The following is a 23,397-nucleotide window of genomic DNA, read 5'->3' as shown; positions in this document are numbered from 1 at the left end:
TCTCGTTATATAATTTAATGCATATCGTTTTTACTCCTCTATTCAGATGGTATCCCATGTTAACTTTCCGCTCTTTTGTGCTGGTTTGCGCCAGCATGTTGTTTGCGTTTTCTGCTCAGGCCGACCGAACGATCACCGATCAGCTTGGTCGACAGGTCACGATTCCTGACCACGTGGACAAAGTGGTCGTGCTGCAACACCAGACGTTGAATATTCTGGTCCAGCTCAATGCCCAGCAGGACATTGTTGGTGTGATGTCGAGCTGGAAAAAGCAGCTCGGGCCTGAATTTGCGCGCTTTATGCCGACGATTACTACATTGCCGACGCCGGGCGATCTCACCAGCGTGAACATCGAAAGCCTGTTGGCGATTCATCCGCAGGTGGTTTTTGTCGCCAACTATGCGCCCGCGGAAATGATCCAGCAGATTCAGAACGCCGGTATTCCGGTCGTGGCTATCTCATTACGCAAGGATGCCACCGGGCAACAGAATAAAATGAACCCGACCATGGCCGATGAAGAGCAGGTCTACAACGAAGGGTTGAAGCAGGGTATTCGCCTGATTGCGGACGTGGTTGGGCGCAAACCGCAGGCCGAAACGTTAATCGACTACGTTTTTGCCGCGCGGTCAAAATTCAATGCGCCGGTTGCAAAAATCCCGGATGCACAAAAAGTCCGTATTTATATGGCTAACCCCGATCTGATGACTTACGGCTCCGGGAAGTACACGGGACTGATGATGCAGCACGCGGGGGGATTAAATGTGGCGGCTGCCAGTGTGAAAGGTGCCCGTCAGGTTGCGCTGGAGCAGGTATTAGCGTGGAACCCGCAGGTGATTTTTGTCCAGGATCGCTATCCGCAGGTGGTAACTGAGATCCAAAACGATCCGAACTGGCAGGGGATCGATGCGGTGAAAAATCATCGCGTCTGGTTGATGCCTGAATATGCCAAAGCCTGGGGCTATCCGATGCCGGAAGCGTTGGCGATCGGTGAACTTTGGATGGCCAAAAAACTGTATCCGGATGCCTATAAAAACGTGGACGTTGATGCGCAGGCCCAGGACTACTATCAACGTTTTTATCGTGTGAACTGGCAGCCTGATGCAGCTAAGTAACCGTATTTTGCCCCAGCAACCGCTCTTAATCGTTGTGGTCCTGTTGCTGGGCGTCAGTTCGCTATGCCTCGGACAGTATCCGCTGTCGTTAAGCGAGGTGTTTTACCACCTGACGCACTATAGCGACGCTGAGGGAATAGGCAGCCAGGTTATCTGGACGGTCAGGCTACCGCGTATTCTGATGGCACTGCTAGCGGGGGGGGCGCTTGGGTTATGCGGCGCGACGCTGCAAGGGGTATTTCATAACCCTCTGGTCGACCCGCATATTATCGGCGTGACGTCGGGGGCGGCCTTTGGTGGAACACTGGCCATCCTGCTCGGTCTTTCGCCCTGGCTGATGATGGGATCAACGTTTTTCTTTGGTTTGACAGCGTTGATCCTGGTGTATGCCATTGCTGCGTTACAGGGGCTGGAGAATACGCTGGTATTGATCCTGTCGGGTATCATTTTGAGCGGTTTTTTTGCCGCGCTGGTGAGCCTGATCCAGTATCAGGCTGATACCGAAGAGACGTTACCTAATATTGTGTTCTGGCTACTGGGCAGCTTCGCGACGGCCAACTGGCATAAAGTGCTGCTGTTGGCGGTCCCGGTCGGTATCGCCGCGACGGTTTTGTACCAGCTACGCTGGCGGATAAACCTGTTGTCGCTCAATGACAAAGATGCCAGAGCACTGGGTGTGGCGGTGGTTCCTCTGCGACGCAGCGTTTTGGTGTGCTGCGCATTTTTGGTCGCGGCTCAGGTGGCGGTCAGCGGCAGTATTGCCTGGGTTGGATTAGTGATTCCGCATCTGGCACGTTTGCTGGTGGGGGTTGATCATCGTCGTTTACTACCGTGCGCCTTCTGGTTGGGGGGCGGATTTATGATTGTGGTGGACGATATTGCTCGCACCCTGATGCACGCGGAGATACCGTTGGGGATTATTACCGCATTGTTCGGCGCGCCGTTGTTTGCTTTCTTACTTATTCGTACCAGCCGTCGGGAGAAATCATGATACCTGCCGCACTGCGTGTACATCAGCTTACTTATGGGTATCGCGCGCCACTATTTGAGCCGCTAACGTTCTGTTGCCAGAAAGGTGAGATCTGGGCCGTGCTGGGACGCAACGGCCTGGGTAAAAGTACACTGCTCGATACGCTAACCGGCACGCTGCCTGCTTTAGGCGGGAATATTGAAAATAACGGTGGGATAGGGATTGTGGCACAGCATAGCCATCTGCCGTTTCCGTACACGGTCAGCGACGTGGTGCTGATGGGGCGAGCACAGCACGTGAAGCTGTTTGCGCAACCCAGTCCGCAGGATCAAAAAAGAGCAATGCAGGCGTTAGAGCAGTTGAATATCGCGCATCTCGCCTCCAGCTCATTTGGCTCACTTTCTGGCGGGCAGCAACAGTTGGTGATGATTGCCCGGGCTTTGGTGACGGAGTGTCAAACGCTGTTACTGGATGAACCGTGTTCCGCGCTGGATCTCGCCAATCAGCAGGTGGTGCTGCAGCTCATTAGCGATCTGGCCCATCAACAGGGATGCAGTATTCTCTTTTCGACTCACGATCCGCTTCATGCGTTACAGGTTGCTTCCCATACTTTGCTGCTACTCCCTGAAGGAAAATGGCGGGCAGGGCCCACGGACAGCATTGTGACGGAGGAGAATTTATTCCTGGCCTATGGCTTAACGCTGAGAAAACTCAGCGTGGAGAACTACCAGACGCCGTTTATCGCACCGTTGTTTTCTATTCGTCGTTAAGCGGTAAGAATCCTGCGGCGCTAAGAAATTCCTGCCCGCCGCGGGAGAGTATGAAATCAACCAGCGCCATGACTTCATTGGATGCATCAAGCACCGCCAGTTGGTATTCGCAGCGAATATTGTGCTCATCGGGAATAGCCACGTAATGTACGTCGGGCATTGCGCGCAGCGCGTGTGCGTAATGCGCGTAACCGATAAACAGATCGGCCAGTCCCTGGCGCAGGATCCAGGCGCTCGCCAGTTCCCCTTGTGGGATTTTTACCGTATCACGACCACCCACCAGCGGGATTGCGCGCGTCCGAAGCTGCTGCCCGAGCCCTGGTTCCAGTACATCCATATTGTCGAAAAATGCCCAGGTATAGTCTCCGGAAGGGTCGCAGCCGGGCGTTGATGTACCAGGTCGCAGCGTTGGGTCGCGGAGTAAATCCAGCCAGACACCGGTTCGGTTGCTGACAAGGCTCAGTTTGTTCCAGCAAAAAGTGTGCGTAGAGACGGCTATATTACGTGCTAACAGGTTTTGCGGATGTTCCCGGTTGGCCGAGGCAAAGAGCGCACACGGTTCTCCCGCTTCAATAATACGCTCACGCAATAAACCGGCCGGACCATATTCAACATTAACGTCTATTCCACTCATGCGCGTGAACTGGCTTATCAGTGGCGTAAATGCAGGGCGCAAACTGCCTGCGGCTAACAGGAATATGGAAGAGGGCATGGTATCCGATCTCTGGCGAATGACATTATGCGAAGAAGGTGAATGATACGCGTTGAGCATGGAATTTAGAATGATTTAGCGCAGTGCTATTGAATCATCATGGGAAATGATAAAACTGACGGATACAAACTGAAGATAAAAAGATAGTTTTGAAGTGAAATAGCACCAAATCAAAGGGATATGATTTGGTGCGTCCGAGTGGACTCGAACCACCGACCCCCACCATGTCAAGGTGGTGCTCTAACCAACTGAGCTACGGACGCAAAATGGTGCGTTCAATTGGACTCGAACCAACGACCCCCACCATGTCAAGGTGGTGCTCTAACCAACTGAGCTATGAACGCAACGTTGTAGGTGACAACGGGGACGAATATTAGCGGCACAGACCGAATGAGGCAAGAGGGAAATAGCATTTTTCTTCCTGATCTCACGCGATTGCAGAGTAATTAAGCAAGTTGATTATATTTTGTTGATTTTGCAGCGTGTTTTTTATTCAGACAGCGAACTGGGGCATACCAGGGGCGGTTTGAATTACAGAGGTGCTCAGACTTTAAGCGCTGTAAGGATAGTGGTTTCTATTTTCTCTGGGGTAGTGAAGGGGGCAAATCGCTTGAGCGGCTTGCCGTCACGCCCGATCAGGAACTTAGTAAAATTCCACTTGATCCGCCCACCCAGCACGCCGGGTAATTCGTCTTTCAGGTAACGAAATACCGGGTGCGTAGCGGCACCGTTGACTTCCACTTTCTCAAACATCGGGAAGCTCACACCGTAGTTGATGTGACAGGTTTGCGCGATTTCGTCGGCTCCACCGGGCTCCTGGTTACCGAACTGGTTGCAGGGAAAACCAAGCACCACCAGACCCTGCGCGGCGTACTTCTTGTAGAGCGCTTCGAGGCCTGCATATTGTGGAGTGAAACCACAATGGCTGGCGGTATTAACCACCAGAACCAGTTTGCCAGCGTAGTCGGCCATACAGATGGGCTGGCCATGCAAACTGGTGGCAGTCAGTTGATGAAAGGGGGCCATGCCAGAATCCTCAAATAAGATAGCATTACTCATGTTGCCCGCGAGTGAAAGGCTTAGCTGCGTATCTATTTATTATGATCGCAACTGCAGGATTAATAAACTTGCCATTGGTGCAGGGCAAAAATAGAAATTCTCTGCGGTTCGGTTATGGACATTCCATAATTTATATTAACCAACCTGACGAGCGTTCCATTCGTCGCGCGTGATTTCCCAAAGTTCAGAATCCAGCAAACCGCTGACATACTCTTTCTTTTCCGTCTTGATAAGCCGCATGCCGCTTCTGTCTGAAATACGTTTGGAACGGATATTGAGAGAGGCTTTCGGCGCACGCAATACCGTCTTATTTAACGTATTAAACCAGTAATCCGTAGCGACATTACTGGCCTCACGCATAAAACCCTGCCCCTGATATTCCGGAGCTAACCAAAATCCACGGTTATTATCCTCAACGTCATAAAGGCAAATTAAACCTATGAGAGCGTCAGGGGCCTCACGGAGTCTGATAGTCCAGATCCACGCAATCCCTTTATCCATATCAGGCAGGGCAACGTTATTGACGTAATTCTCCGCACCGTTATCAGGATAGGGCCAGGGTACTGAGGAGACCATATAACGAACTATCTCCCAGCGGGGATAAAGCACCTGAATCTGCGAGGCATCTTCGGCTTCTAATGGTTTTAACAGCAAGCGTTCCGTATGGAGTATTGGTATTTTCATATGCACTTTTCCTACTCGATCAAGATAAGAGGATCAATGTGGGGAGGATTTTGAAAAAATATTAATAACCAGAACCCCAGCACAAATAAGAAGCATACCTGCGATCGCCGGAAAATCTAGCTTTTGCCCACTTACCAACCAGCCCAAAAGACTGATTAATACGATTCCAGCACCTGACCAAATTGCGTACGCAATACCCGTTGGAATGGTCGACAGAGTTTGGGAGAGAAGATAAAAGGCTGTGCAGTAGCACACAATAGTTGCTACAGATGGCCATAGGCGTGTGAATCCGTCAGAGAACTTCATCAGGGTTGTACCTATGACTTCAGCTACGATGGCCCCGGCAAGGAAAATGTATGAATTCAAAATCTGACCCCATATGACAATTTAAAGCAAATATCGTATCACAAAGGGGTGGGTGAGTTTGAACACAGGAGTTATCCGCCCAAGACCTCGAAGCTGCCGTACTGAACTCATAGCGATTAGATTTCCGTTGGTGAGTTCTCCTGCCAAGAGCAAAAGAAAACTCAGGCTGATAATGCGATGGACATATCCATACAACGCAGATCTGTTTGGGCAAGTCTTGATGGGGATGTCGTTTCCTTGATAAACATAAAACCATGCTTTTCGTAGAAAGTTTGTGCGTTTGGTGTTGAGGTCAAGGTTAACTGTTTCAGCCCTCTTTTAATCGCCTCATTACATTTATAGATTTATCATGAAACGGTTTCGTTTCAACATCGTTGTTTAACAAAAGAGGGAAGTCCATTACTGGCACGGAGTTGACAAGTTACCATCATGAGCAGTGAGCAGATAATCGACTCTTGATGAGTCGATTATTCAATGCAAACGGGGCATAGTAATTCATTCAGTACAGGATTATGCAGCTCAATCAATCGACACAAAATAATTGTGAGGTCACAAATATGACGCCTACATTGCAAGGATCTCTTGTCACGCTCCGTCCTCTGCTTGAGACAGATGCTCAGCTATTGATTGATGCGGCTGCGGATGGGGAACTCTGGTCCCTGCCATTTACGGTGGTTCCGTCTGCTGACACCGCAGATTCGTACATTCAGAAAGCCCTCAAGGGGCAGATCGAAGGCACAGTCATGCCGTTTGCTGTAACGCTTTCGTCAGATCAACGTGTCATTGGGTCAACACGTTTCTGGAAGATTGATAGAGAAAACCGAAAGCTCGAAATTGGTCACACCTGGTATTCACAAAGCTGGCAAAAAACAGCTGCAAATACCGAGAGTAAACTGTTATTGCTGCGGTACGCCTTTGAGCAACTGAAGTGTGTTCGCGTTCAGTTTACGACTGATGTATTGAATGAGCGCTCGCAGGCTGCCATTCTCCGTATTGGTGCGATCCAGGAAAGCATCATCAGAAATGAACGAATTATGCCTGATGGTCGAAAACGTACTTCCATACGGTACAGCATAATTGATGATGAGTGGCCGCAGGTTCGGACCAACCTTGAGCACCGCCTTTCCAGTTACAGGAAAGAGAAATAACTCGAGGTTTTGCGGACAGAAGGTCTGCTGTGAGCGATGAGCGGAAGTTGACATATCTGTTAAAGTGAATGGTTCCTTTTGCAGGGATACTTACAAATCCAGCGGACGGATAAAAGGTGATCTGCTAGGAATGCCGCAACAGCGCGGCGATAAAGTGAGTTTTGACGGTTTGGGGGATTGCAGGGGTATGAAGTCAATGAAATTTCAAAATTTATAGTTATAATAACGAGACTTCAATTGTTGAATTTTTACTTCTTTTACACACGAATTAAGGATTTAGGCGATGATTTTCATTAGTCACAATTACAAAGACAAAGCCTTCGTTGGTCATATTGCAGATAAAATTGCAAATATATATGGCAGGTCTAACGTATTTTATGATTCTTGGTCAATTCAACCTGGTGAAGGGATTATTGATCGCATGAATGATGGCATCGAATCCGTTAAGATTTTCTTTTTCTTTGTAACAGAGAATAGCCTTAAAAGTAATATGGTGTCTTTAGAGTGGCAAAATGCCCTTATGAAAGCTGCAATTGGAGACGTCAAATTCGTTGCTATACGTTGCGATGAATCACCTATGCCTGCGCTTCTTACTCAAAAAGTCTATTTGGACCTTTACACAAATGGCGTTGATGTAGTTATAGCTCAAATGAATGACATTATCTCTGGCAAAAGCACTTATAAACCTCAGGACGAATTATTCTCCAATCTCACATATGACTTTAAAACTGAATCGAATAAAATAATCGTCAGGGTTTCCGCTGACCACTTCAGTGAAGTTACTGCTGATTTCTTGTTCTTATTTACTAATAAATTAAATGATAATGAATTAAGGTATAATGTATTAGGTGAAAGTGGTTTCATCCAAGGGTTCCGTTCAGACTACAAACTAAATACGGGGGATGCATTCAGCGTACAAATGATTGCATTAATGCATGGCCTTAAACCAAAAATTCATTTGACTGTTGAGTTTTGGCTGGATACTGGAGATGAACTTAATCTTGCACATGTTATGAGCAAAACATCAACAGATCAGTACACGACCATACCGTACAAGAAAAAAAGTGATTTTAGTGGCTTCAACATGAAATTTTAAAATTTATTTTTCATAATCAACTGACATAATCATGTCATCGGAGCCTGAACAACTCCGGTGACTTCTGCGCATTTAAGGGGGATTTAAACTCCGAAAACATCCCACAGTATCTCCTTTGCAAATATGGGCGAAATCGAGTTCCAACAGATTTACAAAGCCGCGCTCGATGTCGATCTGTATTGTTCATACTATGTTTTTCCTGAGCCATAACCCTGCATCCCCATTCAACAAAGAGTCTATCTGTAGCGGTAATTGATATAGTTAACGTCCGCTTCTGGCACTGAGCAGTCGTATGAGGAGGTACTGTTTTTCACGTGAAATTTGAATAGTTGAAGGCCATAAGTACGGATGATGAGAGGCTTGAATAACCTGTGTGGTTTTGGAGTGGTTTTACCCCACTTGAGGCGTGATTTTGGGGGCATCTTTAGGAGCAGGGACATAAAAAGGGACACATTAATAGCTGCTATAACCCGCTATCAACTGTCCCTGAAGTTTTTTATCATACTGATTTATATGTATTTTTTTTTGTTTTTAAATGATTATATTTTGTTAATTTTGCAGAATGCTATTTACTCAGGCTGTGCGCCGGGCGAGTCGCACCTGATTGTTAAACTGCGTGATGTTTTGCATTCCTACGTGCTGGAGTCACTTAAATAATTACACAGCAACTTCCATAGGTAATGAGCAGCCGGTGTAAAACGATGATCGGAGCTACGCAATACATGCCACTGACACTCTCTGGCAATATGATGATCAATCGGTATTGCCGTCAATTCCCCAGGATAAGAATTAGCATTAGCAGTTTGTTCTGTCATAAAAGCAATCCCCAGTCCCGCACGGCACAGGGCTATTGCGCTGGTAAACAAATTACAGCAGTAGGATGGCCTGAACATAATCGCTTCATCGCGAAACATCGCAGTGAGATATCGCTGAAGCCCAAAATTGTCATGCATAGCAATCAGGCGATGCCGGGAAAGTTCCTGAAGCGTTACTTTCTTTAAATCAGAAATAACATGATCCTTCCTGACAATGGCACAAATGGCTCCCCGGTTATAGCTATATCGTTTAAGTGCCGGTTGCCCAACGGGACCAAATCCCACGGCCATATCCACTTCACCTCTTGCAATGAGTTCCATCGACGTTTCCATGTTGCCAGAAGTGATATCTACAAACACATTCGGGTAGATTTGGGCAAAATCGCTCACGACGTGGGTAATGATTTCCTGGACCATCCCTTGTCCAACGCGCAGCGTAACTGTCCCTCCACGCATATGGCGCATATCGCTGAGTTGCCGCTCAAGTTCATTGCGTTTTTGTTGAGTAATGGCGTAGTCATCAGCCAGTAATCTTCCCGCCTCGGTGAGGACAACGTTACGTCCTCTTTTCTCCAATAATGGCAGCTGTATTGTTCTTTCCAGAAGAGAGATTTGGCGACTGACAACCGAAGGGTTAAAGCCAAGGATGTCGGCGGCTCTGCGGATCCCACCGTACAATCCGACCATATATAAATAACGGATCGCTTTTTCTGGATAGGTGCTCAATGTCATGTTTTTGCCATTATTGTTGACCTGAAAGCAACAATAATAGCATAGGAGCCTGATTCTTTTTCAACCGGGATTCATCACATACTAATGCTAAATACCTATGCGGAGAGTGTGGCAATGAAGAGCGTTGTTAATTACTTACAGAAACATACTGACCTTATCATGGAAGATATCAGCGATTTGGTACTGGCTGAGTCTCCTTCAACTGATAAAGCTGCTGTTGACCACTGTGGTGACGTTTTAAAAGCTATTTTCGAAAAGCGTCTGGGTATACAGGCTGAAACTGAAAAACAGACACATTACGGTAACCAGTTAAAATTTGTTCTGGGAAAAGAGGGCCCGCAAACCACAATTTTGGGGCATTTTGATACGGTCTGGGATAAAGGGGTACTCTCACTTCGCGAAGAAGAGGGGAAATGGTATGGCCCGGGGATCCTCGATATGAAAGCCGGGATGATTCAGTCTATCTGGGCGGTTCGTGCGTTAAAAGAGAGCGGGCATCTCGGTGGTAAGCGCATTGTTTTCCTGTGCAATAGTGATGAAGAACTCGGAAGTCCAAGTTCGAAGGAATGGATTATCCGTAATGCTACAGGATCTGAGCAAGTATTGGTTGTTGAACCGGCGACAACTCATGGTGATTTAAAAATTGCCCGTAAAGGCACTGGCCGTTACCGCATTGCTATCACAGGTCTTGCTGCGCATGCAGGCAATAATCCTGATGAGGGGGTTAGTGCTATTGAGGAAATGGCTTTTCAGATCCTCAAATTGCGAGAGTTGAATGATCCTGAGCGCGGTACCACCGTTAACGTTGGTATTGTACGGGGTGGCAGTAGGGTCAATGTCGTCGCGGATTCTGCCGAATTAGAAATTGATACCAGAGTGGAAAATCAGTCAGAAGCTGCACGGATCCATGATGCTATCACCCGTTTGACACCTCATTTGCAGGGTAGCCAACTCAGGGTTGAAGGAGGGCAAACTCGCCCACCGATGGAACGTTCTTCAGCTTCCGAACAGCTATTTGAAAAAGCGCAAAAGATTGCGGAAATACTGGGTATTACGATTACCGCGAAATCGGCTGGAGGTGGTAGTGATGGAAACTTCACCGCGGCGTTAGGTATTCCTACATTAGATGGCCTTGGTGCGACAGGAGCCGGTATCCATGCGCTCCATGAGCATATATTACCCGAAAATATCGTTACCAGAACCGCACTGGTTGCTGGAATGATGCTTAACGATATTAATTCTGATGATGGGTCATAATTTTAGCTAAATACATCATGCACACTCAACGACATTATTGTTTGTTATCCTCATGTAACCACTGTGGCTATATGGATTATTAATATCTTGACGAATAAATAACAGGACATATCCATGAGTGCTTTTATTATTGCGATAGTTATTACTGTCGTTGCGGCTTGGTTAATTATCAAGAATTACCAGCCGCAAACTATTTTGCTGTTAGCGGGGCTTTCCTTGTTAACAATTACAGCCATTTTCTACCCTGAAAAAAGTATCTTATATGGAAATGCAAAATCCACAGGGTCTGTCTGGATTGATATATTTGCTTTTGTAAAAGGTTCATTATCAACGCAGGTAGCAGGGATCGGTTTGATTATTATGGCGGCCGGTGGTTTCGCCAGCTATATGGATCATATTAAAGCTTCAAAGGCCATGGTTGACGTCTGCATTAGGCCGCTGGAGGCTTTAAAAGCACCTTACCTGATCCTTGCCATCGGCTACATTTTTGCGCAATTGCTCCATGTTGCCATCTCCAGTGCTGCGGGCCTTGCAATGTTATTGCTGGTGACATTTTTCCCGGTTTTGGTTCGGCTTGGGGTAAGTAAGGCTGCTGCCGCGGCTATGATTGGCATGTGTGCCTTTATGGATCTTGGGCCGGCCGTTGGCACCGCGAACTTAGCTGCTGAATATGCTGGCATGGAAACAGCACTGTATTTTGCTCATTATCAGATGCCGGTAGCTGCGGCGGTGATGGTTGTCGTTTCTATATTAATCTATTTTACGGCGAAATATTTTGACAAAAAAGATGGACATGTTGTTGCGTCACAACGTGCTGTGCAACCCGAGAGTGCTGAAAAAGATGACGCGCCAGCACCTAAGTTCTACGGGTTATTGCCCATTTTTCCTGTCGTTCTGGTATTGGTGTTCAGTCCGTTGGTTGTTGATACCATTAAAGTAGATGTCGTGACTGCAATGGTTATCGGAACTATTGTCGCCTTTATTTTTGAGCTATGTGTAAAACGAAACTTTAAAGAGTGCTGCAAAGGAGTACAAGTCTTCTTTAAAGGTATGGGGAGTATGTTTACCAGTATCGTTTCATTACTGGTATGCGCCGAAATTTTCGCACAGGGATTACAAAAAATTGGTGCAGTGGATTATTTACTCGATGCGACACATAACGCTGGCTTTGGTTTCACCAGCATGACGATTGTAATGGCATGTTTGGTCGGGGTAACGGCCGTACTGACAGGATCGGGGGTTGCAGCCTTCTTTTCATTTGCCGGTATGGCGCAGTCTATTGCAACAAAGTTTGGTATGAACGCCGTACATATGCTTCTGCCAATGCAACTGATGGCTGGGATGGGACGCGCAATGTCGCCCGTAGCCGGTATTATTATTGCCGTCAGTAAATCGGGTGAGTGTTCCCCATTTATGATCGTGCGCAGAACGGTCATTCCGGCACTTGGTGGAATCATAACTATGCTAATCGCTAATACGCTAATTTCCAGTATGCAATAGTAACTGAATACGGAAGGTTTTTATCTGGATGAACACTATGTTAAATGAAAATGTAGATAATTTACTCTATATTCCTTACTCAGGTTCTGTTCTACTCGAATCTCCTCTTCTTAATAAAGGAAGTGGTTTTAGCGAAGAGGAACGAGTGATATTCAATCTGGAAGGATTGCTACCCAATGCAGTTGAAATAATTGAGGAGCAATCCCATCGAGCATATCGCCAGTTTAGCGATTTTAAGTCTGCTATTGCACAGCATATCTACCTTAGGAACATTCAGGACACTAACGAAACACTATTCTATTATCTGGTGAATAAACATTTAGCAGAAATGTTACCTATTATTTATACACCTGTTGTTGGCCATGCATGCGAACATTTTTCTGATATTTACCGTCGGGCCAGAGGGTTATTTATCGCATGGCCGGATCGCCATAAAATCGATGATATATTGCACAATGCCACGAAACAGCATATTCGTGTCATCGTCGTCACCGATGGTGAACGGATCCTGGGACTTGGGGATCAAGGTATTGGCGGCATGGGGATTCCAATCGGCAAACTGTCTTTGTATACCGTCTGCGGTGGTATAAATCCGGCAAATACATTACCCATTCTGCTGGATGTTGGAACCAATAATTCTCAACTGCTAAATGATCCTCTTTATATGGGATGGCGTCACCCAAGAATTACCGGGGAAGAATATTTTGAGTTTGTGGATATGTTCATAAACGCGGTTAAACGTCGATGGCCTGAGGTCCTACTGCAATTCGAGGATTTTGCTCAGCAAACGGCACTTCCTCTTCTGGAGCGATACAGAGATGAGATGTGCTGTTTTAATGACGACATCCAGGGAACTGCTGCCGTCGCGCTAGGATGTTTAATGGCGGCAAGCTCAGTCTCCGGTCGTTCATTATGCGAGCAAACAGTTGTATTTCTGGGGGCCGGATCGGCTGGTTGCGGTATTGCGGAGCATATTATTCAGCAGATGATCGCTGAAGGCTTGTCTGAAGTGGAAGCTCGCGCCAGAATTTATATGGTGGATCGGTTCGGATTGTTGACTGATGACCAGGCAAACCTTCCACCTTTTCAGCGACAACTGTCACAGCCTCGAACGATCGTCGAAAGCTGGGGTGTGGAAAGCGAAAAAATGAGGCTGATGGATGTTGTTTGTCACGCGCATCCTACGGTGTTGATAGGTGTTACCGGCCAACCAGGCTTGTTTAGCGAAGCTATTATTAGGGAAATGTACAAGTACTGTAAGCTCCCAATAATCATGCCGTTATCCAACCCAACTTCGCGGGTCGAGGCGAGGCCGGAAGATATTATTGAATGGACAGAGGGAAACGCCATTGTTGCAACGGGAAGTCCATTTAATCCCGTAATATACAAAGGAAAGGAGTATCCCATTGCACAATGTAATAATGTTTACATCTTCCCTGGTATTGGTCTAGGGTGTCTGGCAAGCCGCGCCACACGAATTACAGAAAATATGTTAATAACGGCAAGCCGAACGTTAGCCTCTTTTTCGCCAATGAAAAGCAATAAAGATTCTCCATTATTACCGGATATAAATAATATTCAGGAGGTAACAAAGGCCATTGCCTTTAGTGTTGGTATTGCAGCGCAACGCGATGGCGTAGCCATTCGTATACCGGAGGAATCATTACGAGGCAAAATTGACCAGATTTTTTGGCATCCGCAGTATCGTCAATACAGACGGACCTCATACTGATGCTAATCAACCCCCTCTCTGGAGGGGGATTGACGCCACTCATCGATAGGGAGGTTGGATTTTGACACAATGCATCTTATTCTCAACGCAAGACACCCTTGCTGATCGATGGCGAAGGTCATGGGATATTAACCCGTTACTCAGGGAAGGCGGCAATGACAGATTATTGGTGGAAAGACCTGGTTGATCGTAATAACCAGTGGCAAGGGTTGGAACTGATCTTCAAAGAAAATCAAAGAACTGAGCCAGCGATGGAAATGCTCAGTGGCCATTTTGGGCGTATGGCATTGCAGCTCGCCGGAGAGCCGTTATTCTGGGCTTCAATGCTTGAAGATCATTCCGGCGTTTGGCTGGTTTTTAATGCAGATCATCCACGGAGCCAGGAGATATTACCTGCGGTAACTTCTGAAGATATTGAACGGATAAAAGCCAAAGGCGAGCAGGTGCGGATCGGCGAATGGTGCCGGTATTTTGTTCGTCAGTTAATGAATGCGCCAACACCATTACTCTCACCGCAGCGTTGGTTGATAAGACCGATGTTACCGATTCAATGTTCATCGCGCTATTCCAGTCCCCAACCCATTGCGTTAGAAAACTGGCGTTTCTCAGCGCCAGAAAGCACTGAAAATATTAACTGCCAGTGGACGCTGTACGGTGAAGATTTCCCTGATCTGACGCAGCCGGAAAACGTCAGATTGGTTGACTGGTGGTGGGGCGGTTATTTGCTGCGGGGGCGTTATGCCATTCAACCCAATACGGGGAGAGTAAAATGGTGGCGTAAAAAATGCCGAGAGGGGACGTTGCCGCCGATACTGGTCTGGTATATCGCCGGATTAGGATCTTATGTGATCCTTGATGGGCATTATCGATTACAGGCGGCGATCGAAGAGCAGATCCCCCCTTTATTTCTGGTGCTGAGCGAGCTTAATGAAACGGAATATCCTGCCGATGCTGCCCATCAGGCGCGTATCGTTCAGTCGCTGGAAAAGCAGCTGGCTAACAACCCCAATTACAGTGTCAATGCGGTAAATCAGACGCTGATTAGTCTCTATGACAGACGATATCTTTACGCGTCAACGCATAGCCGCGTTACTCTTGGTGAGGGAACCCAATGGGCTACTGAGGTGGAACGTTATCTGCAAAAACATCATCTTGATGCGTATCGGGACAAGATTTTTCAGCGGGTTAAGGGCGATTGATTTTTACCCTACATTTTGTCGATATAACGCGAGCCTGCTTCTGATAACTCCCGGCGGTGGCATTCAGACGGGAGTCATCGTTACTTATCGCTCCTGTTGCAACTCGATATCAGAACACCGGCAAACCCAGTCCTTGCTTCACTTCTCTTAATGTCTGCTGCGTAATCTCGTGCGCCTGCTCGCTTCCTTTTTTGAGCATCGCCATCAGCATGCCTTTATCCTGAATGTAGGTTGCACGCCGCTCGCGCATTGGCGCGATGAGTTCTTGCAAGCACACTTCCAGCTCGTTTTTGCATGTCCGGTCACCCAGTCCACCCCGTTGGTAATGCGCTTTCATTTCCGCCACTTTTGCTTTATCCGGATGAAAAGCATCGAGGTAAGTGAATACCATATTGCCGTCTATTTGCCCTGGGTCGGACACTTTCAGATGATTAGGGTCGGTGTACATTGCGCTGACCGCGCGGTGAATGGTTTCTTCGCTGGCTGACAGGAGCAATGTGTTACCAAGCGATTTTGACATTTTGGCATTTCCGTCGATCCCTGGAAGGCGGCTGGTTTCACTCAGCAGCGCTTTGCAGTGCGATAGGACGGGGGCCGGTAACAGGCTATTCATCTTATGCACTATCTCATTAGTCTGTTCAATCATTGGCAACTGATCGTCGCCGACGGGAACGACTTCGGCTTTGAAGGCCGTAATATCTGCCGCCTGACTGATGGGATAAACCAGAAAGCCAACCGGTAACGAGCGAGCGAACCCTTTCTGCGCAATTTCGTTTTTGACCGTAGGATTACGCTCCACGCGAGCCACGGTAACGATGTTCATATAAAGCGCGGTTAACTCTGCGAGAGCAGGCAGTGCCGATTGCAGACAGATGGTAGTAAGTGACGGGTCTATTCCTGCGGCAAGATAGTCGGCAAGTACTTCGGGAATATTATTGCGGATCTTTTGCGGTGTGCTGCCGTTATCGGTTAACCCTTGTAGGTCAGCCACCAATATGAACTGCTGATAATCGTGTTGCAGCGTGGCGCGCTGGCGCAAAGACCCCACATAATGGCCAAGATGCAGCGGGCCGGTGGGACGATCGCCAGTGAGGATGATGGTTTTATTGTTCATGTCAGACTCCTTAGTTATAAAACCGAAAGGGGTCTCTAAATGCAAATAACCGCCTTTCGGCGGTTATTGAAAATGAGGAAAACACATTCTGACCGCCTTTAAGAAGGCAGCCACCACAGGTTGTGATTAAAACCGTTGATATCGTGTTTTGTGTTCATCCAATTAACATACCACCTGGCGTAGAGGTAAAGCAATGCCCGAAGTGCTGGCGCATATCAGCTCGCTTCCAGCATGCCAAAGCTCACAATGCGCGAACGACCTAACTCTTTCGCACGGTACAGTGCAACATCTGCGGCGCGTAACAGGTTGTCGCTCTGGGCGTGCTGCGGGTAACTGGCGACACCTATAGAGACATCCACGTGTCCAATATCGGAAACGCCAAAGCGCAGCGACAGTTCGCGTACGCCGTTGTAGATTTCCGTAGCAAAGCGGTTAGCGGCCTGTTCATCCGTATTGGCCAGCAGTACCAGAAACTCTTCACCGCCGTAGCGGAAGGCCATGCCGCTGTCGTGGACAACGCGCTGAATAGTCGCAGCGATACTTTTAATCACGCTATCGCCAGCCTCATGGCCAAAGCGGTCATTAATACTTTTAAAATGATCGATATCGATCATCAGGCAACTGATTGGTTCTTTGTTACGCACTGCCTGGCTCATCTGGGTACGCAGTGTATCTTCAAGATGATGACGGTTGCGCAGTCCGGTTAGCGGGTCGTAGAGCGCTTTCTCCAGCAGGGCGTCACGCAGACGCTGGTTGGCTAATGCGAGGCCGAGTGCTTCTGCCATCAGCTCCAGATATGCACGGGAGGGGGCGGAATCATCGCTAAGGTTCTGGAATGAGAGCAGACCGATGGCTTCGCCCTGGGCAATCAGCGGAACACACAGGGTGTGGTGCTGGCATGACTCTGGCAGATGGTAGCAGGCGATATCGGGTTCACCTTGTACCGGAGGATGACTCTGGCCGCGGCGCACAGCCCAGCATTCGTCCGGGTGGAACGCATCCGCTTTACCCTGCGGAGAAAGCCATTGTGCAACGCAGCGCATTTGCCAGGGTTCCTGGTCCAGTATGTAAAGCCGCCCGGCAATACCTGGAGCAATATTCGGTGCAAACAGCTCTGCCACATTGATGACATCGGCAAAACTCTCGCAGCCTTGCAGACGCTGCGTCATACGCGCCAGCAGATCGCGGATTGCCCAGTCGGCATCTCGTTCTTTCTCAAGTCTCTGACGCGCCAGACCGTTCTCGCGAAATATCCGGATCGCCTGCGCCATGTCGCCTATTTCATCTATCTGGTTAAAGCTGGGCGTCTCAACGGCATAATCCTGCGATGCGAGACGGTTTACGACATCGCTCAAACGCACGACGGGGCGCAGGACGCGACGCTTTAAAATGAAACCGAGAACGAATAAAAACAGCAGCGCCGTCAGACCGACCATCACTTCAGAGGCCGTCCGCAGCATGCGGGATGACTGGGTTGCATCTTCAATTGTATTGCGTACGCGGTTATCGAGCAGTTGGCGGAAATGATCTATCCGGTCCTGGGCGCGTTCCAGTTCCTGTTCATAGCTTTTCCCATAGAGCAGGGCAATAGCCTGCGACTCTTCTGCGCGCGCGACGCTGGCAAGCGCCGCAGCTTGCTCGTCCTGCAGGGCATCAACAATCTGTAGCCCTTCGTGCAATAGCGCCAGCTCTTCATCCGTTGCCCCAAGGTCTTTGAGCTTTGACAGCCGATGCTCAACAGCTTTCAGCGTCGCTTCTTTCTGACGGTAGGCGTTAAGCACCTCAGGATCTTTTGCAATAACATAGTCGCGCGCCAGGTCGGACAGCGACCAGGCATCGAGTTCGACTTCTTCGGTAAGTTGATCGAACTGATAACGCTGTTCTACCACCTGGCGTTCTGTGTTATCGGCGCTGGATGCCATCAGCATGACAACGCCTGAAGCGATGGTCAGGCATACCGTCGCGCTATAGGCCCAGTTGGTGATTGTGGCAATTCGCACTGATTAGTTCCTTCTGCGACGATTAATGAATACGCATGATTGCAATTATAGGAAACGCATGATTTTGCGTGAAAATAAAAAAGGCGGTCCAGAAACCGCCTTCTGTTATCGTCCTGCAATCATAAATCTGGAGGATTTTTTCCTTCTTCCATAAAGGCTTCGTCGATTCCTTCCACGTTACCTTCATGGTCACGCCCGGAAAACAGGTTCCAGCAGGTTATGAATAGTGCAGCAATCAGGGGGCCAATCACAAAGCCGTTAATGCCGTAGATCTCCATGCCGCCGAGAGTGGTAATCAAAATCAGATAGTCCGGCATTTTGGTGTCTTTACCTACCAGCAGCGGGCGCAGGATATTGTCCACCAGCCCAACGATAATCACGAAGAAGCCAACGATAAACAGCCCTTGCCATAGCTGGTGGGTGGCGAACAGGAATATTGCTGCTGGTACCCAGACGATCGCTGAGCCCACGGCAGGCACGAGGGAGAGAAACGCCATCAACGCACCCCACAGAACGCTGCCGTCGATATCCACAATTGCAAACGCGATGCCGCCAAGAATACCCTGAACCAAAGCGACGACCGCCGTGCCCTTAACGGTTGCCCGCGTCACGCCGACGAATTTGGCAAACAGGTGCTGTTTGGCAAAATCAGAAAGGGGTAATGAGTCCAGAATCTGGCGCACCAGATACGGTCCATCCTTCAGTAAGAAGAACAGCAGATACAGCATGATGCCAAAACTGATAGCAAAGCCGAATGTCCCTTTCCCAATCAGAAATGCACTGCCAGCAAGGTACTGCCCGCCTTGCAGCACGACATCGGACAGTTTTTTCTGGATCTGCGCGACATCATCCAGATTGTGTTCTGCCAGAAATCCTCTGGCCCAATCAGGAAGGTACGAAAGAATAGAAGTGACGACTTCCGGGAACTGCGTGTCATTCTGTTGCAGTTTGGTGTACACCACGTTCAGTTCAATGGCCAGCGATGACAGGATTACCATCAGCGGGATAAAGACAATCAGACAGATAATGACGATGGTAATCAACGATGCCAGCCCGTTGCGTTCGCCAAGCGCGCTACGCAGTCTGTTTTTTACCGGGTTAAAGATAGTCGTTAATATCGCGGCCCACAAAATGGCGGAAAAGTAGGGGGACAATACATCGAAGAACGCCCAGGTCACGAGGGCAAGTATGAAAATGAAGAAACCTTTAGTCAGTCCGTTAAATCGCATTAGTAAACCCTGTAATGAGAAGCAGTCCCGACTATAGAACCGTTCAGGGGATTTACCAACTTTAGCTGCAGATATTTAGAATAAAGATGTTGCACTAAGGCTACATTCTTATTGTCCTTGCTTCACTGGCGGGAGAGCTATCCTCGCCTCAGTTCAAACTTAATCTTAGACATATACGAATTCCTTCTTTTCAACGATACTCTTATGTCTTGACTTCAAATAAGCAGCGTTATTACAGCTCTTCAGACAGATTCAATATCAACGTCGAATAATTTTTCGATATCCAAACTGCACCTTAATCAGTCCGGCGCATGGCAGACAGCCTCAATATTATGGCCATCAGGTGCAATGACAAATGCGGCATAGTAGTTTTCGCTATAGGAACGTAAGCCAGGTTCTCCGTTATCCTGGGCTCCCGTGCGCAATGCAGCATTGTAAAATTCATCAACTTGCTGCCGGGTTTTTGCGACAAACGCCAGATGCAGAGGAGCCGGCTTGTCATTCGTGTGGAACAGACAAAGTGAAACATTCTCGGAGCCCATTTCAACACCGTAGCTTGGTGTGCCTTCATCGATGAGTTCTACGCCAAGCGGCTGAAGCGCGTTGAGAAAGAAAATTTTACTTTTTTCGTAATCACTTACACCGATTTTTACATGATCGAACATTCTTTATTCCTCATGAAGATATGAATAAATAAAGAGTATATAAAGAGATTGAAGTCGAATTCACGTAAGAACCTGTCAATGTGATGAACATCAATTTAGAGATCTATATATCTACAGTACCTGCCTTTGCTGTTTTAATTGGATTCTTTGATTGCCTGGTTTGTATCCCGCCTAAATATTCATTAGGAATGGCACGATTATGGGGGATACTTACACTTGCATCTATCAGTTCAACTCACAGCAGATAACTTACGCTATGATTTAATAGTGAAACCGTCATTTTTTCCCAAAAAGGGTCGTCAATTAACGAGGGGGTCGCTATGAACACTCAGCCTGTCATCGGGATTAGTGGATGTTTAACTGGTTCAGCCGTGCGATTCGACGGTGGGCATAAACGGATGGGGTTTGTGATGGACGACCTGGCTCAGTGGGTGACTTTCAAACCTGTCTGCCCAGAGATGTCCATCGGTTTGCCTGTACCACGTCCCGCGTTGCGTCTGGTTCAAACCGCCCAAGGGAATGTCCGCATCTGTTTTAGCCATGCGCCTGGTGAGGATGTAACCGATAAAATGTCCGATTTCACCAACTCATATCTTCAGGGACTTGGTGGCCTCTCGGGTTTTATCGTCTGTGCTAAATCACCGAGTTGCGGTATGGAAAGAGTGAGACTGTATGACGAGAAGGGAAATCGTGGGCGAAAAGAAGGGACTGGTCTGTTTACTGGCGCGTTAATGGAAACCTACCCGTGGTTGCCAGTCGAAGAAGATGGCCGCTTGCACGATCCAGTGCTGAGGGAGAACTTTGTCGAACGCGTGTTCGCATTGCATGAGCTTAATAGGCTGCGGGCCAATGGTCTTACTCGCCATGGCTTACTCAACTTTCACAGTCGCTATAAGCTACAGCTTCTGGCTCATCACCAGGCCGGTTACCGGGAAATCGGCCCATTCGTTGCCTCGCTTCACCAGTGGGATGATTTGGACGCTTTTTTCGTTGTCTATCGTGAAAAGCTCATGACGATCCTCAAAAAGCCCGCCTCACGAAAAAATCACACCAACGTACTGATGCATATCCAGGGCTACTTCCGCGAACGGTTGAACTCCCGCCAGCGCGGAGAGTTACGTGACGTTATCCTCAACTATAGCGGTGGGCTGCTGCCAATATTGGCGCCTCTGACGCTACTCAAGCACTATCTGGCTGAATACCCAGACAGCTATCTGCTTACCCAGAACTATTTTGATCCTTATCCGAATGATTTAGCGCTACGGTTGATGATCAAATAGTCTGAGAGCGATTCAACCGTTTCTGATTTTCTCATCGATACAAGGCTGAGGTTTACCAAACAGATATCCTTGGGCGAAATCGCAGCCCAGCGCCTGAAGGCTTTTTAGTTGTTCCTGCGTTTCAACACCTTCAGCAACAGCCTTCATATTGAGGGATTTCGCCATGCCGGTGATCAGTTTGATGATATTAAGCGCATCTTCCTGTGTGGATATTGAATGGACAAACGACTTGTCTATTTTAATTTTATCGAAGGCAAGCCTGCTCAGGCGCGAAAGGGAAGAATATCCGGTGCCAAAATCATCGATGGAGATTTTTACACCCATGGCTCTGAGTTTGTTAAGTGTGTTCATCGGCGTCGTACTCTCAGTGAAGAGAGAGGATTCTGTTACTTCCAGTTCAAGACGATCGGCTGGGAGTCCAGTTTCTTTCAGAATAGACAGTACGATACCGACAAAGGCTTTGCTGCTTAGCTGGACAGGAGAGACATTCACTGAAATTTTAGCCGGAACCGCCCAACAAGCCGCTTCCCGGCAGGCAATTTCAAGCACAGCTTTCCCCATCTCATTAATCATTCCGGTTTTTTCAGCAACAGGAATAAAGTTATCCGGCGACAGGAGGCCCTTTAGAGGATGGAGCCAACGAATTAGGGCTTCATAGCTATAAATTTCCTGGCTGAAGGAGTCAACAATGGGCTGATAATAAACCACGAATTCTTTGTTCACTATTGCCAATGCCATATCATGCTCAAGCGTTCTGCTTTCTTGTAGCTTTTCTAACATTCGTTGTCGGAAGACTTTTATCTTACCAGAGCCTTCACCTTTGGCTTCATAAAGGGCCAGATCGGCAAATTTATAAAGATAGTCGGAACGACGTTCAGTGTCTGAGATAACAATGCCAACACAGGTGGTTATGTTGATAATCGTGTTATAAATAGTGTAGGGCTGGCTGATAAATTCACATATTTTCTGGGCGCGCGAAACAGCGTGGCTTTCTGTCAGGCCACTTGAGAGAAACGCAAATTCATCTCCACCCAGGCGATACAGCGTATCCGAAGTAAGGCTCATCGAAACCAGTCGGTCAGATATCTGGCGTAGCAACATATCACCGGCATCATGACCATACGTATCATTTACTTCTTTGAATCGATCTAAATCAAACAACATCACAGTCACAGAATCGTGATTTTTTTCTGCTCTCTCAATTGTTTTATTTAAATCGCTCCAGAATAGCTGACGGTTATTCATCTCGGTAAGAGAGTCATGGTAGACGTCATATTCCAGTTTAGCATTCTGAATTTGCAGTTTTTCTTTAGATTTCTGCAGTTCTTCGGCAAGACTCTTGACCTGCAGGTGCGCCCGCAGAATATTTCTGTTTTGATAGAAAATGAGCACGCCCAGAATCGCACTCAGTATTATCAGCAGCACAGAGGTTGCAGAATAAATATAGTACAGCGTCTGAATTTTTTGGTTGGCGTTATTGATCGAGTTAACATCTTTGTTTAACGCACCAGATGAAAGACGACCCAGTGGCGCATCCAGAGTATGCATTTTTTTCAGATAAGCCTGGAGTGCTGAACGGTTCATTTTTTCTAGATTAACATCCAGAAAACTAAGGGTATTTTCAAGTTTTACCGCCAGCTCGCGGTGGGCTATATTGCTTTCGATGTAGCGCCCCAGGTCACCTTCTTTTATCAAATCACTCTGGCTAAGCATAATGTCGAGGCGCATGCGTACATCATCGAGATTCATCGTATCATCGATAGTGTAAAGACCAAGCAACGATTCAAATCGGTAATATTGTGATACCAGCTGAGCAGCAGACCAGGAATCGGTGTAGTGAGTCAGTTTCTGTAACTCTTGTTGCCGTTCATGCACGAGGAAAGAGATATACCCGGTAGATATAAAAAGAAAAAAGATGATGCCAGCCAGTATTCTGTTCATGATGTTCCTCTGAACG

Annotated in this window: 21 protein-coding genes, 2 tRNA genes and 1 pseudogene; 11 read left to right on the top strand and 13 right to left on the bottom strand. The window is 47.7% G+C overall.

Annotation, left to right across the window (positions count from 1 at the left end; translation table 11 throughout):
• Nucleotides 1-56: 56 nt before the first annotated feature.
• The 3 genes from OGY04_RS07080 to OGY04_RS07070 are packed head-to-tail and all read left to right on the top strand — an operon-like array spanning nucleotide 57 to nucleotide 2,852.
• Nucleotides 57-1,112: an ABC transporter substrate-binding protein gene (locus OGY04_RS07080; protein WP_008784637.1), complete on the top strand. Its 1,056-nt coding sequence runs from the start codon at nucleotides 57-59 to the stop codon at nucleotides 1,110-1,112.
• Nucleotides 1,099-2,103, top strand: a complete 1,005-nt coding sequence (locus OGY04_RS07075; RefSeq protein WP_003832715.1) for a FecCD family ABC transporter permease — start codon at nucleotides 1,099-1,101, stop codon at nucleotides 2,101-2,103. The genes OGY04_RS07080 and OGY04_RS07075 overlap by 14 nt, the downstream gene beginning before the upstream one ends.
• Nucleotides 2,100-2,852 carry an ABC transporter ATP-binding protein gene (locus tag OGY04_RS07070; RefSeq protein WP_186413440.1) on the top strand — a complete coding sequence of 251 codons (753 nt, stop codon included), beginning with the start codon at nucleotides 2,100-2,102 and terminating at the stop codon, nucleotides 2,850-2,852. Before OGY04_RS07075 ends, OGY04_RS07070 begins: the two co-directional genes overlap by 4 nt.
• On the opposite strand, the gene OGY04_RS07065 is transcribed toward OGY04_RS07070, so the two are convergent.
• The 7 genes from OGY04_RS07065 to OGY04_RS07035 form a co-directional block, all read right to left on the bottom strand.
• Entirely contained in the window at nucleotides 2,839-3,564 is a 726-nt protein-coding gene (locus OGY04_RS07065) for a substrate-binding domain-containing protein (protein WP_186413439.1), read from the bottom strand. The two genes, OGY04_RS07070 and OGY04_RS07065, sit on opposite strands and share 14 nt — an antisense overlap.
• Nucleotides 3,565-3,750: 186 nt before the next feature.
• Nucleotides 3,751-3,827 (bottom strand) — tRNA-Val (locus OGY04_RS07060).
• A gap of 4 nt (nucleotides 3,828-3,831) precedes the next feature.
• A tRNA-Val gene (locus tag OGY04_RS07055) sits at nucleotides 3,832-3,908 on the bottom strand.
• A 199-nt stretch (nucleotides 3,909-4,107) separates the two neighbouring features.
• Nucleotides 4,108-4,590 carry a glutathione peroxidase gene (locus OGY04_RS07050; RefSeq protein ID WP_032943274.1) on the bottom strand — a complete coding sequence of 161 codons (483 nt, stop codon included), beginning with the start codon at nucleotides 4,588-4,590 and terminating at the stop codon, nucleotides 4,108-4,110.
• 168 nt (nucleotides 4,591-4,758) lie between these two features.
• Nucleotides 4,759-5,307 (bottom strand): GNAT family N-acetyltransferase, encoded by a 549-nt coding sequence (locus tag OGY04_RS07045; protein WP_286585033.1) that lies wholly within the window; start codon nucleotides 5,305-5,307, stop codon nucleotides 4,759-4,761.
• 33 nt (nucleotides 5,308-5,340) lie between these two features.
• Complete coding sequence (locus OGY04_RS07040; protein ID WP_063941528.1) at nucleotides 5,341-5,673, bottom strand: EmrE family multidrug efflux SMR transporter; 333 nt, start codon at nucleotides 5,671-5,673, stop codon at nucleotides 5,341-5,343.
• A 161-nt stretch (nucleotides 5,674-5,834) separates the two neighbouring features.
• Nucleotides 5,835-5,996 (bottom strand): GNAT family N-acetyltransferase, encoded by a 162-nt coding sequence (locus tag OGY04_RS07035; RefSeq protein ID WP_286573804.1) that lies wholly within the window; start codon nucleotides 5,994-5,996, stop codon nucleotides 5,835-5,837.
• 189 nt (nucleotides 5,997-6,185) lie between these two features.
• Between OGY04_RS07035 and OGY04_RS07030 the strand changes: the two genes are divergently transcribed.
• The 3 genes and pseudogenes from OGY04_RS07030 to OGY04_RS23225 form a co-directional block, all read left to right on the top strand.
• Complete coding sequence (locus OGY04_RS07030; protein ID WP_234692304.1) at nucleotides 6,186-6,821, top strand: GNAT family N-acetyltransferase; 636 nt, start codon at nucleotides 6,186-6,188, stop codon at nucleotides 6,819-6,821.
• A 283-nt stretch (nucleotides 6,822-7,104) separates the two neighbouring features.
• On the top strand, nucleotides 7,105-7,917 hold the full coding sequence (locus OGY04_RS07025) for a toll/interleukin-1 receptor domain-containing protein (protein WP_213753037.1): 813 nt from the start codon (nucleotides 7,105-7,107) through the stop codon (nucleotides 7,915-7,917).
• Between the two features lie 88 nt (nucleotides 7,918-8,005).
• Nucleotides 8,006-8,088 (top strand): annotated as a pseudogene (locus tag OGY04_RS23225) (DUF1367 family protein); the annotation flags it as partial.
• Nucleotides 8,089-8,549: 461 nt separating this feature from the next.
• Here the strand turns inward: OGY04_RS23225 and OGY04_RS07015 are convergent.
• Nucleotides 8,550-9,464: a LysR family transcriptional regulator gene (locus tag OGY04_RS07015; RefSeq protein WP_103014934.1), complete on the bottom strand. Its 915-nt coding sequence runs from the start codon at nucleotides 9,462-9,464 to the stop codon at nucleotides 8,550-8,552.
• Nucleotides 9,465-9,578: 114 nt separating this feature from the next.
• Here OGY04_RS07015 and OGY04_RS07010 point away from each other — a divergent pair, with 114 nt between their 5' ends.
• The 4 genes from OGY04_RS07010 (at nucleotide 9,579) to OGY04_RS06995 (ending at nucleotide 15,152) form a co-directional block, all read left to right on the top strand.
• On the top strand, nucleotides 9,579-10,721 hold the full coding sequence (locus tag OGY04_RS07010; protein ID WP_258735667.1) for a M20 family metallopeptidase: 1,143 nt from the start codon (nucleotides 9,579-9,581) through the stop codon (nucleotides 10,719-10,721).
• Nucleotides 10,722-10,835: 114 nt separating this feature from the next.
• The gene (dcuC, locus tag OGY04_RS07005; protein WP_286585032.1) at nucleotides 10,836-12,221 is read left to right on the top strand and encodes a C4-dicarboxylate transporter DcuC; all 1,386 of its coding nucleotides are present in this window, start codon (nucleotides 10,836-10,838) and stop codon (nucleotides 12,219-12,221) included.
• A 37-nt stretch (nucleotides 12,222-12,258) separates the two neighbouring features.
• Complete coding sequence (locus OGY04_RS07000) at nucleotides 12,259-13,953, top strand: NAD-dependent malic enzyme (RefSeq protein ID WP_286585161.1); 1,695 nt, start codon at nucleotides 12,259-12,261, stop codon at nucleotides 13,951-13,953.
• Between the two features lie 155 nt (nucleotides 13,954-14,108).
• Complete coding sequence (locus OGY04_RS06995) at nucleotides 14,109-15,152, top strand: ParB/Srx family N-terminal domain-containing protein (RefSeq protein WP_286585031.1); 1,044 nt, start codon at nucleotides 14,109-14,111, stop codon at nucleotides 15,150-15,152.
• Nucleotides 15,153-15,261: 109 nt separating this feature from the next.
• Here OGY04_RS06995 and trpS read toward each other — a convergent pair whose 3' ends face one another.
• From trpS to OGY04_RS06975, 4 genes are all read right to left on the bottom strand, one after another.
• Nucleotides 15,262-16,266, bottom strand: coding sequence for a tryptophan--tRNA ligase (trpS, locus tag OGY04_RS06990; protein ID WP_032943285.1), 1,005 nt, complete (start codon nucleotides 16,264-16,266; stop codon nucleotides 15,262-15,264).
• A 215-nt stretch (nucleotides 16,267-16,481) separates the two neighbouring features.
• Nucleotides 16,482-18,266: a diguanylate cyclase gene (locus tag OGY04_RS06985; RefSeq protein ID WP_060682265.1), complete on the bottom strand. Its 1,785-nt coding sequence runs from the start codon at nucleotides 18,264-18,266 to the stop codon at nucleotides 16,482-16,484.
• A gap of 119 nt (nucleotides 18,267-18,385) precedes the next feature.
• Nucleotides 18,386-19,495, bottom strand: coding sequence for an AI-2E family transporter (locus OGY04_RS06980; RefSeq protein ID WP_003832733.1), 1,110 nt, complete (start codon nucleotides 19,493-19,495; stop codon nucleotides 18,386-18,388).
• A 299-nt stretch (nucleotides 19,496-19,794) separates the two neighbouring features.
• A complete protein-coding gene (locus OGY04_RS06975; RefSeq protein ID WP_137377864.1) occupies nucleotides 19,795-20,160 on the bottom strand; it encodes a VOC family protein in 366 nt (121 codons plus the stop codon).
• A gap of 320 nt (nucleotides 20,161-20,480) precedes the next feature.
• Between OGY04_RS06975 and OGY04_RS06970 the strand changes: the two genes are divergently transcribed.
• A complete protein-coding gene (locus OGY04_RS06970) occupies nucleotides 20,481-21,440 on the top strand; it encodes a YbgA family protein (RefSeq protein ID WP_008784653.1) in 960 nt (319 codons plus the stop codon).
• 12 nt (nucleotides 21,441-21,452) lie between these two features.
• Here the strand turns inward: OGY04_RS06970 and OGY04_RS06965 are convergent, their stop codons facing one another.
• Nucleotides 21,453-23,381: a putative bifunctional diguanylate cyclase/phosphodiesterase gene (locus OGY04_RS06965; RefSeq protein WP_048235445.1), complete on the bottom strand. Its 1,929-nt coding sequence runs from the start codon at nucleotides 23,379-23,381 to the stop codon at nucleotides 21,453-21,455.
• Nucleotides 23,382-23,397 lie beyond the last annotated feature (16 nt).

It is taken from the genome of Citrobacter sp. Cpo091, from assembly GCF_030332645.1.
Lineage (GTDB): Bacteria > Pseudomonadota > Gammaproteobacteria > Enterobacterales > Enterobacteriaceae > Citrobacter > Citrobacter portucalensis.
Note: the sequence above shows the minus strand (reverse complement) of the source record. Positions and strands in the feature narration are given on the sequence as shown.

Bases quoted from the DNA above. Each gene is read 5' to 3' on its own strand.
- OGY04_RS07065 (WP_186413439.1), bottom strand. From the start codon at position 3,564: ATGCCCTCTTCCATATTCCTGTTAGCCGCAGGCAGTTTGCGCCCTGCA.
- OGY04_RS06965 (WP_048235445.1), bottom strand. From the start codon at position 23,381: ATGAACAGAATACTGGCTGGCATCATCTTTTTTCTTTTTATATCTACC.
- OGY04_RS07075 (WP_003832715.1), top strand. From the start codon at position 1,099: ATGCAGCTAAGTAACCGTATTTTGCCCCAGCAACCGCTCTTAATCGTT.
- trpS (WP_032943285.1), bottom strand. From the start codon at position 16,266: ATGAACAATAAAACCATCATCCTCACTGGCGATCGTCCCACCGGCCCG.
- OGY04_RS07025 (WP_213753037.1), top strand. From the start codon at position 7,105: ATGATTTTCATTAGTCACAATTACAAAGACAAAGCCTTCGTTGGTCAT.
- OGY04_RS07080 (WP_008784637.1), top strand. From the start codon at position 57: ATGTTAACTTTCCGCTCTTTTGTGCTGGTTTGCGCCAGCATGTTGTTT.
- OGY04_RS06970 (WP_008784653.1), top strand. From the start codon at position 20,481: ATGAACACTCAGCCTGTCATCGGGATTAGTGGATGTTTAACTGGTTCA.
- OGY04_RS07070 (WP_186413440.1), top strand. From the start codon at position 2,100: ATGATACCTGCCGCACTGCGTGTACATCAGCTTACTTATGGGTATCGC.
- OGY04_RS07000 (WP_286585161.1), top strand. From the start codon at position 12,259: ATGTTAAATGAAAATGTAGATAATTTACTCTATATTCCTTACTCAGGT.
- OGY04_RS07030 (WP_234692304.1), top strand. From the start codon at position 6,186: ATGCAGCTCAATCAATCGACACAAAATAATTGTGAGGTCACAAATATG.
- OGY04_RS07045 (WP_286585033.1), bottom strand. From the start codon at position 5,307: ATGAAAATACCAATACTCCATACGGAACGCTTGCTGTTAAAACCATTA.
- OGY04_RS06980 (WP_003832733.1), bottom strand. From the start codon at position 19,495: ATGCGATTTAACGGACTGACTAAAGGTTTCTTCATTTTCATACTTGCC.
- OGY04_RS06975 (WP_137377864.1), bottom strand. From the start codon at position 20,160: ATGTTCGATCATGTAAAAATCGGTGTAAGTGATTACGAAAAAAGTAAA.
- OGY04_RS06995 (WP_286585031.1), top strand. From the start codon at position 14,109: ATGACAGATTATTGGTGGAAAGACCTGGTTGATCGTAATAACCAGTGG.
- OGY04_RS07050 (WP_032943274.1), bottom strand. From the start codon at position 4,590: ATGGCCCCCTTTCATCAACTGACTGCCACCAGTTTGCATGGCCAGCCC.
- OGY04_RS07015 (WP_103014934.1), bottom strand. From the start codon at position 9,464: ATGACATTGAGCACCTATCCAGAAAAAGCGATCCGTTATTTATATATG.
- dcuC (WP_286585032.1), top strand. From the start codon at position 10,836: ATGAGTGCTTTTATTATTGCGATAGTTATTACTGTCGTTGCGGCTTGG.
- OGY04_RS07010 (WP_258735667.1), top strand. From the start codon at position 9,579: ATGAAGAGCGTTGTTAATTACTTACAGAAACATACTGACCTTATCATG.